Raw genomic sequence first — 9,952 nt, forward strand, 5'->3', positions numbered from 1 at the left:
GTATGATTATTACTTAGAGCTAGAGCGAGCTAACAAACCAGACTTTAGCATGGCTTTTCCGCGCATTTATACCATTATTAGGGAGATGATAGAGGGGGACATTAAACTAAGCGGCCTTTTTTTGACATCTGAAGCCCACAGCGCCCATATACGCCAAATGAAATTATTAGACTTTTCAGATGATGAGTAAACGCGCTAAATGCCTGTTAAACGGGGGTTGAATGGGTGTTAAATGGGTGTTTTCTTGTCTTTTTTAGCACAAAATCCAAATAACTTGGCGTGATCTTAAACTTTTTAAGTGTGCTTTTGCGGCCTGCTTGTTTGAAGTGCACAGCGATCGCCTTATGTTTTTTGCGCGCCTGCTTGTGGCTAATTCTTGGTTTATGAAAACTAATCTGACGCCCTCCATACAACAGACAAACGCTTTTGTAATCTAGCCCTATGAAAGCCTCAAAGTCTAAATACTGGTTATTGCTTGTTTTTAAAGCTTGGCACATAGTTTGGATCATTAATGGCTAGTTGGCCAAATTTTTGCTCTTGGACTTTCACCATGTTTTTTAGCGCCAAGATGAGGTGGCTAGCTTGCTCTTTGGTGAGTGCATTTGTGCGGGTTTTACAAATCCGCCATGCTAACTTTTCAAAATCGGCTAAAGTCATGTCTAAATCATCTAAAAGATCAGCAATCAAGCTAGCTTGTTTTTTGGTAGGCGCTTTGGGGTCTCTAATTCTTTTGTAGCGCTCAGAGGAGCGGCGCAACAAGGCTAAAACATCTATTAAATGCTCAATGGCTAAATCTTTACAAGTTGTTACATAAAAGCGCTCATTTAGCCAGCGCTCCCAAATACCTGACTTGGCTAACAATTTTTGTAAGGGCTCCATGTGGATTTGAGCTAAAAGGCTTTTTCTAAAGGCTTTTTGTTTTTCAGTCATAATCCCCCCTATCTGGTTTATCTGTGCCAAATTCCTTATAAAAGTCTTGTGCGCTGTAGATTGGCTTATTTTTAGGGGCTTGCTTTGGTGTGGGCGCTTTAGTGGTTTTATTTTCTGCGCGCCCCTTTTGCAATCCTAAATGATAGGCGCGCTCAAGTAGGCTAGCCATATCAATGGGCGCTAAATTCTCTAAAACTTCTACTTCTACGATCTCCTCATCCATGCCACATTTTAGCATAGAAAAGAAAAAGATATTTTAAAAAACTGGCAAGATTAGCGCATGGAAAATGTGATTTTTAAACCGCTTGAGGTGATGTTAAGCCCACTGGGCACAATTAAGGGCATTGATGGGCGCGTTTTTGTAGTAGATTCAAGCGTATTTGAAACACTCAAAAAAAGTCAACTTGATTTACCGGTCAATGTTGATCATGAAGGCAGCGCGGTTGGCTGGATCAAAAATGCAAGCCTTAGATTAGATGATAGCGGCATTTACGGAATCTTGGAAATTAACAAAAATAGCCAATATCTAGTATCTGAAAAACACTACCGCTACTTAAGCCCCTCGTATTTGGTTGATACAAATAATAATGTACAGACTATTACAAGCCTTTCGCTAGTCAATACGCCAAACATTCTTAACCAAGCGCTAAATTCAATACAAGGAGTACCCATGGAAATACAAAAAGACAAGTTAGAAACACAAGAAACGGAGGAAAGCATTCCTAAAACCCTAGATGAGGCGCTAAAACCGCTGTTAAGCGCGCTAGCTGACTTAAAAAATCAAGTTGAGGAACTTAAAAAACTCCTAGAGGCTAAAAATGAGGGGACAGATGAAGCAATTGAGCAAGTAGAGGCAAATACCAACAAAGAGGCACAAACCCAAGCCAAACGGGCTAAACAAATTAAAAGCTTAGTGGCTAATAATGCGATTTTGCCTAAAAGAGTGGGCGCGCTTATGGATTTTAAGGGCGATGATAGCGCCTTTGATGAAGCCATTGAGATTTATAAGCTTGAGGCATGCGCGATTTATAATAAAATTGAGCTTAACAAAGTGCAGGCCACACCGCATAACACGCTAGAGGAATTGATCGAACGCCAATTAGGACAATTTGGCCATGTTAGCGCCACTTCCCAAAATTGATCTACCGCCAAGTGTTTCAGTCAGTGATCTTAACTTTGATCAAACACTCAAAAAGCTTTCAAATAACCTTGAAAATCTCAAAACTTATTGTCAGCCGCAAGAAAAACGCCAAATTAATGGCGTGATTCCAACCGATCGGAAAGACTTCCAAGAGCGCCTAATAAATGGCATAAACCGCCTAAATAAGGCCATTGATAAGCATAATCAAGGGCTAATTTTAGGCTCAAATCCGCTTTTAGTTAACTTTGATCTAAATTTTTACACCTCTGTGGGCATTGATTTAGATAGGCTTTTTATTGATCTAGCCGATTTAAGCTTTAGCCCAACTCTCCAGCCAGTGCCCACCTATCTTGGGCGTAAAACTCTAGGACTTGGCTACTTTTTGGGCTGTTTGGGCGTGTGCTATTTAAAGCTAAACCGCGCAGAATTTGCAGAAAATAGCACGGCTGAAAATCACCCATTAATAGTGCGCGATGCAATTTTTAGCGCCAAGTGCTCTCTTGGTGTGCATGGAAAAGAATACTTTTTTGATCTAAGCGATTCAAAGAACACTTTTAGCGCTGTATTGCAGGCAGAAAAAGGCGCGCGCTTAAGCATTCATGCAGATAAGGGGCTTTATTTGGCTAATTTTGGTTTTTTTATTCTCTAAAGGCTTTCAATGTCTGACTTTGGAGAATTAAAGAACTATTTAAAGGCACTTAAATACAGCTTTAACGCTAATTTAAGCGCACAGCGCAAACAAATAGCTATCAATAGCTTTAAGGACTTTTGCAATAGCTATTTTGCGCATCATTTAGACAAACAAGACAAAAGCACCTTTAGGGAGGCTATTTTTTCTAATATACGCAACTACCTTGAGGCCTCCAAAATCTGTATTTTTAAGGCTTATCGCGGGGCGTATAAAACCACCCTTTTAGGGCGTATGCTTGTGCTGTGGTTATTTGTACGCGGTGATAGAAACTACATGATCTATATTGGCAACAAAAAAGAGGATACAGAGGAAACAATAGAGTGGCTCAAGGTAGAATGTGAAAATAACGCCGCTTTTATTCAAGACTTCAAAGTTGAAAAGGGTTTTACTTGGCGTAAAAGTGAGCTTGTGATTAAAATTGAAAACAGCTACAAAAAAATTAAAAGTTACAGCATTGAGGAGAGCATTAGAGGTTTAAACTTTCTAGGAAAGCGCCCCGATCTCATTATTTGCGATGATGTGGAAAATGGGCAGCGCATTCACTCTAAAAAATACCGCGAAGATGTGGCTAAACAATTTGAAAGCGCGATTCTCAAACTCCCCGCGCGTAAAGGCAATTACAATATTTTGGTAGTCGGAACTACTCTCCACGAGGATTGCCTATTACTCAAGCTAGAAAATCGCTGGAATGCCAAAAGCTATAATTTTCCGCTAGTGCTTGACTTTGGCGCTAACATTGACGGGCTAAATCCTGAAAATATCGATCAATATGATATGTCAAGCGTTTTGTTAGATGATCCTAGCCTAGATAAAAAAGAAATACTTATGGAGTTTTTAGCCAATAAAAGCGCCTTTTTTGCCGAGTTTCAAAACACCCCTAAGGCTAGCACTGACGCCATTTTAGGCAACTTTGAAACTTATACAGATTTGCCCGATCAAATAGATAGCATTTATATGGGCATTGATCCAGCACTTGGCAAAAACAAAGGCGATTATTTTGCAATCGCGCTAGTATTTTTTAGCCGCGCGCAAGTGCGCTACTTTGGGAGTGTGCGCGCCTACAAAGAAAAGCCCGATAAAATGATTGATATTTGCTTAGAAACTTATGAGCGCGCGCAAAGTATTTGCCCTTTTGTCAAAGTGGGGATTGAAGTGGTCGCTTTTCAAGTTTTCTTTAAAGATCAGCTAAAAAAGCGCGCTTTAGAACTTGGCTTAAGCCTTTTTAGACCGATTGAATTAAAAAATACGATCAACAAACAGATTAGATTAGATAGTTTAGCCCCACTTCTAAGCGATCGCGCTTTGCTCATTGAAAAATACAGCCATGAGCTCATTAATGAGCTTGAGACTTACCCAAATTGCGCCCATGATGATTGTTTAGATGCGCTTGAGTTTGCCATGCGGCTTGTGCGATCTAAGCCCTTTATTGACTATGGCGCAATTAGAAATGGCCTTAAAAAGCGTTTTAATTTTAAACGCGGTTCAAGGTTTAAACTATGAATGGCAGTATTTACAACATTACGCTTAATGTCAATGGCGAGCCGGTGATTAGGCGCGCGCGCCGCTCAGTTCAGCAACTCCAAGAAAGCACAGAGCAAAGCACCCAAACTACCGAGCAAAACACCCGCGCCACACGCGAGCAAGAAAAGAAACTTAAAGAACTTGACAATCAAGTTAAGGATAATATCGCTAGTTTTAAGAATTTAGCGGGGTTATTAGTAGGCGGGCTGTTTGCCCAACAAGTGGCAAGCACAATCAAGGCAATTTCAGCAAATGAACAGCTAAAAAACTCCTTGACAAGCCTAATCTACACTAACGCTAAAAATACCGATAGCTTAGGCAATCATTTAGGCATGTTAGATAAGTGGAGACTCTCCACTCAAGAGGCCGCTAGCACATACAAAGAATTAGATCGTATCCAATTAGCCACTAAATTTAGCCTTGATGATCTAGGCGGAATGTTTAAGTCTTTCTATTCAACAGCTGGCAAATCAATGGGGCTTAAAGATGCGCTAAAGGTTATGGAGGCAATAGCCTACACCGCGCAAGTTAGCGGAGCAGATGTTAACAGCCTAAAAGCTACGCTAGATAGTCTAGGCGCTGGCACAGTTGCTACAGCCACAGACTTTGGGCGCTTTGTCAACTCTTTGGGATTAACTACGGAGGCGATGAGCAAGGCTAAGAATGAGGGCAATTTAGCAAATCTCATGCTTGAGAAAATGGGCAAATTCAAAGAGACCGCTAAATTAACCGCCGGCAGTTTTGAGGAAACTTGGAGCAATTTTACAAACGCTTTTAATAATGCCAAACAAGCCGCGTTAGAACCTTATTTTGAGGGTATCAAAAAGACTTTAGCGGGCTGGACTTCAATCCTTGATGCTAATAAAAACCTATTTAGAGATATTTTAGCCACTCTAGCAAAATATAAAAGCGTGATTATTGCGCTAGGGGCGGGGTTTTTAGCCTATAAAGTGCAATTGTTAGCCGTGAGTGTGGCTACTAAAGCTTATACCGCCTACACCACAGCAGCCGCTAGCGCGGGCGGGGTGTTTGCTTTGTCTTTGCGCGCTATTTCACTAGCGCTTAGAAGTATGGCTATCCCAGCCATTATTGCAGGCATTGCCTATATTGCGAGCAACTGGGAGGATTTAGCTAAGTCTATGCGCTCCTTGTGGGAAAAATCATTATACACACTCAAGGCACTTTGGCATAACTTTATAAACGCGCTAAAAATTGGCATGAAAGCCTTTGGGCTTTATTATGTGGAAGTCTTTTCCTCCATTTTAGAAACAGCTAATAACGGGTTAGGGCGTTTTGCTCCGGAGTTTCTCAAAAAAGCTAGTGCCTCCATTGTGGCGACTAAAAATAAGCTAAAAAGTGAGATTAAGGCCTTAGCTAAAGATATGCGCCCCTTAATGGCTAGCAATAAATCAGAGGCAAAAACTGGCGCGGTTATCTCTGTACCCAAAGTGCAAACTAGCGCTAAAGTGCCGACTAAATTAGGCGCACTTGAATGGAATCTTAAAAAAGATGTTGATCCAAAAAAGGCGGAGGAATTAGCTAAAGCTCTCCATGATCTAGCCCGATCCTCTATGAGTGAATATGCTAAAAAGATCGATGATATTAAGCAAAAAACACAAGAGTGGATTAAAGCTGGGGTTAGCAAAAATCTAGCGCTCAAAGAACAAAAACGCCTAATAGCCGCGCTAAATGATTCTATCGCACAAGAAAAAAATAACGCACAACTAGATTTTTTAGAGGCTATGGCGCGATCTAAAATAGAATTAATGAGCGCGGGGCTCGATCAAAATATCGCTAAAGAAAATCTAGCTTATGAACAATCTATGCGCCACTTAAATGAGGAGAGCGCTAAAAAGCTTGAAAGTGGGGCGTTAACGCTTGATCAAATTAATCAGCAATACGCGGCTTTAAGTGCTCTACACAACAAAAAGATAAAAGATATTCAAGAGGCGGCTAAATTAGAGGCACAAAAGGCAAAAGAAGCGGCTGACGCGCTAGCCATTGCTAATAACCAAGAATGGCTAAATAACGAACTTAACATTAAACAGCGCGCCATTAACTTAATGGCTGAGGGGAAAGAAAAAGAGATCGCGCTAGAAAAACTTAGACACGAACAAGAGATTAATAACCTAAATAAAGAAGTGGCGGCTAAAGTGGCGGCCAATAAGATGAGCATTGATCAGGCTAATAAACTCTATGAGTTAGAAAATGCCCAACATCAAGCTAATTTGAAAGCGTTAAATGCCACTAAAACAGGCGTTAAAGGCGCGTTTAACTTGGATTTAAGCGGGATTTTTCAAAGTGGCTTGACTAATGGCATTGAGGGGGCGCGGGATAGTTTTATTTCAATGGCTAGCGATGGCTTTAATCAAGGCTTTTTAGCGCCCATAATGCGCGGCGATCTATCCGGAGCTCTCAAGGGCATTTTTGGGGAAGGCTTTAAGATCGATGGCGATAGCTTTTTAGGCAAATTTGAATCTGTGCTAAAAGGGGGATTTGAAAAACTAGGCACAGCACTAGCGGGCTTTGGGGCGGGCATAGCTAGTGGGAATTTGATAGGCGGGTTTATTGATACGCAAGGCGATAGAGCCGCCGCTAAGCGTATGAAAACAGGCAACTTAATAGGAAGTGGCGTGGGCGCGGGAGTGGGCGCGGCACTCACTCCAGTTTTAGGCCCACTAGGCCCTATCTTAGGCGGAGTGTTTGGCGGGGTGTTTGGCACACTTATTGGAGGCTTTTCCTCTAAAAAAGTAGAGACTACGCTAGTTAATAAAGGTATTGAATTTTTCAATACCGCTACTTCTAAGGAAGTTAACGCCAAATATTTTAAAGATATGAAACAAACCACCACTAATAAGAGTTGGTGGGGGCTAGTTAGCAAGACTTCTACTAAATTCTGGACAGAATACAGCCAAGTGGGCACTTATGCAAGCGAACAGATTAAAAAAAGCTTGTTTACTTATGAGGGATTAATTAGCCAATTTACCGGGGCGTATAAAACGCTAAGCATTCAGGCGGGGCGTTATGATAGCGCTTCTCAAGCACTCATTCAAGGCGCGGATGCCTTTATCGGGGCGATCATGGGACAACACCAAGAATTTATAGAGGAGGTTAGGTATGATTATTTCCAAGCCTCCGCTAAATATATCCAAAACACTAAATGGGATTTTGCGCGCGCCCGTGTTAGACAAGGCGAACAACTCTTAGATGTGTGGGAAGCAGATAGTACAGATTTAGGGCGGGGTATTTGGCGCAGCCACATAGCTTATAAGGTTAGAAGGCAAGTTAATACCCTAGTTAATGATGTGCGCAACATTTGGCAAGATTATGCCAATAGCATTGGAAAAGATATAAATACCGCCATTCAAGAGGCTTTTAGCAACTTAAGCAAAAAGAAACAAGACTTCACTACATGGCTTTTTGACTACAAGGGCGAGAGTGATAAGAAATTTCAATACATCATGGATTTGGCTAACAAAGAAAAAGATCGCATTCTAAAAAATCTAAATTACGGGGGCAATGTTGACATGGATAATTACCTAGAATGGATGGACAACATGCTAGCAGCCAATCCTACACCCTATTTGCTAGAACAAGTGCAACAAGTAGGCGATCTAATCAAACAAGCAGCGGAGGCGCAAAAATCCTATAATGAAATTATGAATACCAATACAAAAGCCACACAAAAGGCCACAGCCGCACAGAATGCCTACAATAAGGCTAAGCGCTACCACGATTTAATGCTAGCTAAAACAAAGTTTTTTGATAGCACAAAACAAAATGAAAACAACACTACTAGCGATAAGATTTTAAGAACACTTCAAAGTCTCTTGAGTTTGCAAAGAATGGCACATGCAGGTATTAATTAGATCAAAAATAGAAATTCTTAAAAATACATTAACCGATGAAACCCCGCGCTATGACAAAGAAAAAAGCTACAACATAGGCGATCGGGTTTGGATAGATAGCGTGATTTATGAATGCGATAAGATTAGCGATCCGCCCAGTTTTGATACAGATTTTAAGCAAATTGGCGCGGATAATGTTATGTCGCCCTTTGATAGCGCGATTAATACAGCCGGCAAATCTAAAAAAAACATTGAATTAGAATTTCTTAGCACTGGCTGGCTGTATGTGGCTAATTTTGAATGCGATTACATCATTGTGCGGGGCTTTGAGGGCGATCATTGCTTTTATAATGAAATTTTTTACAGCTATGATTTACAAATGCCTAATTTAGAAAGTTATTTTTTTGCTACAGGTGAGCGCCTACTAAAACAGATCATAATCCCCCGTGAAGGCACAACAAAATGGAATCTCCAATTTTGCAACAACAAGGAAAATACCTCCGTTATATCTGTGGGTGTGATCTTTTGCGGTGAAGTCGTTGAGATCGGCCAAACTCTCTACAAAGGCAGCATTAGCCTTGAGGATTTTAGTAAAGTTCAAACCGATGATACCGGCAATATTAATATTTTACCGGGCTTAAGGCGCAAGACTTATAAGTACGCGCTTTTATTAGACTTAAAAGAATTAGATAAAGTGCTAGATTTGCTTTTAGGCTTAAAAAACACGCCTAGTATTTTCATTCTTTCAAATGCTTATGATTCTTTGCAGTTTTTCGGGTTATTGCGCTCACTAGATTGTAGCTTTAGTGATAATACCCATGCTAACCTTGATTTAGAACTAGAGGAGTTAACTTGATTTTAGATACAAACACTCTTAAGCCTTATCGTCAAGATTTTTTAAGGCAATTTAACGAACTTTCTAAAGAAATTATCTTTTTAGAAAGTCAGGCACAAGAAGTGCGCCAAGTGCAGTGGAATACTACCTACAAAGTTACTAGCGATCTAAACCCACTTACCATGCCTTATCTCAAAGATGCCTATTTTAGCGCGGTGATCGTAGATAGTTTTGGTTTAGTCAGCGCGTTTTATAAGTGGCATGATAACATTGTTATTAATAATCGCAGGTTCTTTGCCATTAATGCGCTTGAAGTGGCCATTCATAGTGGCTTAATCACCTTCAGTCTTGATTATTCGGGCATACCGCCAGAGAATAGCCTAATTTATTATGCACAGAAAAGTAAAACCCCGCTTTAAGGCGCGTTAAACTAGCCTTAAACTTCAATTAAAGGAAAACACATGGAATTAACCCCCCAAGTTTTAGCCCAAGTGAGTAAAAGCCTTAATGGCGTATTTTCCCGCGCGCTTGAGAGCAAACCTAAGTTATACGAACAAGTGGCATTACAGGTTCAGGCTGGCACAATGACGGTTGAATACCGCTGGCTTGCAACTTTGCCTAGCATGCGCGAATGGACTGGAGAGCGCACACTAAAAAATATTGAAGGCTATGGCTACACGATCACTAAAAAGAATTGGGAAAGCACCATTAAAGTAGATCGCGATATTATTAAATACGACAGCTTAGGCATAGTGGGCGCGCAAGTGGCAGGCATGGCCGATCTAATCATTGATCACTATAACGCGATGGTGTTTGGCTTGTTTAACACCAATTCAAATTGTTATGACGGCGTTAATTTTTTCCATGATCAACACCCTACAGGCACTAACAAACACGCTAGCAACAAAGGCAGCCATAATCTAGATCAACAAGGTTTGTTAGAAAGCCGCACCGCTATGATGTGTTATCAAAATGAGGACGGCCGT

The 9,952-nt window shown here is 40.9% G+C and carries 11 protein-coding genes; 8 read left to right on the forward strand and 3 right to left on the reverse strand.

What is annotated here, in order from left to right; all coding sequences use genetic code 11:
- Positions 1–190, forward strand: a 190-nt coding sequence (locus tag G6Q06_RS07820) for a hypothetical protein (RefSeq protein WP_163566247.1), incomplete at its 5' end; no start/stop codon positions are given.
- A 16-nt stretch (positions 191–206) separates the two neighbouring features.
- Here the strand turns inward: G6Q06_RS07820 and G6Q06_RS07825 are convergent.
- The 3 genes from G6Q06_RS07825 to G6Q06_RS07835 are packed head-to-tail and all read right to left on the reverse strand — an operon-like array spanning position 207 to position 1,153.
- The gene (locus G6Q06_RS07825) at positions 207–509 is read right to left on the reverse strand and encodes a hypothetical protein (RefSeq protein ID WP_163534156.1); all 303 of its coding nucleotides are present in this window, start codon (positions 507–509) and stop codon (positions 207–209) included.
- The gene (locus tag G6Q06_RS07830; RefSeq protein ID WP_163566248.1) at positions 469–930 is read right to left on the reverse strand and encodes a phage protein GemA/Gp16 family protein; all 462 of its coding nucleotides are present in this window, start codon (positions 928–930) and stop codon (positions 469–471) included. The genes G6Q06_RS07825 and G6Q06_RS07830 overlap by 41 nt, the downstream gene beginning before the upstream one ends.
- Positions 923–1,153 (reverse strand): hypothetical protein, encoded by a 231-nt coding sequence (locus G6Q06_RS07835; protein ID WP_163566249.1) that lies wholly within the window; start codon positions 1,151–1,153, stop codon positions 923–925. Before G6Q06_RS07835 ends, G6Q06_RS07830 begins: the two co-directional genes overlap by 8 nt.
- A 57-nt stretch (positions 1,154–1,210) precedes the next feature.
- On the opposite strand from G6Q06_RS07835, the gene G6Q06_RS07840 reads away from it, so the two are divergent.
- The 7 genes from G6Q06_RS07840 to G6Q06_RS07870 form a co-directional block, all read left to right on the forward strand.
- Positions 1,211–2,071, forward strand: a complete 861-nt coding sequence (locus G6Q06_RS07840) for a phage protease (protein WP_163566250.1) — start codon at positions 1,211–1,213, stop codon at positions 2,069–2,071.
- Positions 2,046–2,720 carry a hypothetical protein gene (locus tag G6Q06_RS07845; RefSeq protein ID WP_163566251.1) on the forward strand — a complete coding sequence of 225 codons (675 nt, stop codon included), beginning with the start codon at positions 2,046–2,048 and terminating at the stop codon, positions 2,718–2,720. The genes G6Q06_RS07840 and G6Q06_RS07845 overlap by 26 nt, the downstream gene beginning before the upstream one ends.
- A 9-nt stretch (positions 2,721–2,729) precedes the next feature.
- The gene (locus G6Q06_RS07850; protein ID WP_163534161.1) at positions 2,730–4,262 is read left to right on the forward strand and encodes a hypothetical protein; all 1,533 of its coding nucleotides are present in this window, start codon (positions 2,730–2,732) and stop codon (positions 4,260–4,262) included.
- The gene (locus G6Q06_RS07855; RefSeq protein ID WP_163566252.1) at positions 4,259–8,152 is read left to right on the forward strand and encodes a hypothetical protein; all 3,894 of its coding nucleotides are present in this window, start codon (positions 4,259–4,261) and stop codon (positions 8,150–8,152) included. The genes G6Q06_RS07850 and G6Q06_RS07855 overlap by 4 nt, the downstream gene beginning before the upstream one ends.
- Positions 8,136–8,987 carry a hypothetical protein gene (locus tag G6Q06_RS07860; protein WP_163566253.1) on the forward strand — a complete coding sequence of 284 codons (852 nt, stop codon included), beginning with the start codon at positions 8,136–8,138 and terminating at the stop codon, positions 8,985–8,987. Before G6Q06_RS07855 ends, G6Q06_RS07860 begins: the two co-directional genes overlap by 17 nt.
- Positions 8,984–9,385: a hypothetical protein gene (locus tag G6Q06_RS07865; RefSeq protein WP_163534164.1), complete on the forward strand. Its 402-nt coding sequence runs from the start codon at positions 8,984–8,986 to the stop codon at positions 9,383–9,385. The genes G6Q06_RS07860 and G6Q06_RS07865 overlap by 4 nt, the downstream gene beginning before the upstream one ends.
- Before the next feature lie 42 nt (positions 9,386–9,427).
- On the forward strand, positions 9,428–9,952 hold a 525-nt coding region (locus tag G6Q06_RS07870), incomplete at its 3' end, for a Mu-like prophage major head subunit gpT family protein (protein ID WP_205436004.1).

This window comes from Helicobacter suis, assembly GCF_902196135.1.
Taxonomy (GTDB): Bacteria; Campylobacterota; Campylobacteria; order Campylobacterales; family Helicobacteraceae; genus Helicobacter; species Helicobacter suis_A.

Excerpts from the sequence above, each read along its gene's own strand:
- G6Q06_RS07825 (WP_163534156.1), bottom strand. The coding sequence starts at position 509 with ATGATCCAAACTATGTGCCAAGCTTTAAAAACAAGCAATAACCAGTAT.
- G6Q06_RS07830 (WP_163566248.1), bottom strand. The coding sequence starts at position 930 with ATGACTGAAAAACAAAAAGCCTTTAGAAAAAGCCTTTTAGCTCAAATC.
- G6Q06_RS07835 (WP_163566249.1), bottom strand. The coding sequence starts at position 1,153 with ATGGATGAGGAGATCGTAGAAGTAGAAGTTTTAGAGAATTTAGCGCCC.
- G6Q06_RS07840 (WP_163566250.1), top strand. The coding sequence starts at position 1,211 with ATGGAAAATGTGATTTTTAAACCGCTTGAGGTGATGTTAAGCCCACTG.
- G6Q06_RS07845 (WP_163566251.1), top strand. The coding sequence starts at position 2,046 with ATGTTAGCGCCACTTCCCAAAATTGATCTACCGCCAAGTGTTTCAGTC.
- G6Q06_RS07850 (WP_163534161.1), top strand. The coding sequence starts at position 2,730 with ATGTCTGACTTTGGAGAATTAAAGAACTATTTAAAGGCACTTAAATAC.
- G6Q06_RS07855 (WP_163566252.1), top strand. The coding sequence starts at position 4,259 with ATGAATGGCAGTATTTACAACATTACGCTTAATGTCAATGGCGAGCCG.
- G6Q06_RS07860 (WP_163566253.1), top strand. The coding sequence starts at position 8,136 with ATGCAGGTATTAATTAGATCAAAAATAGAAATTCTTAAAAATACATTA.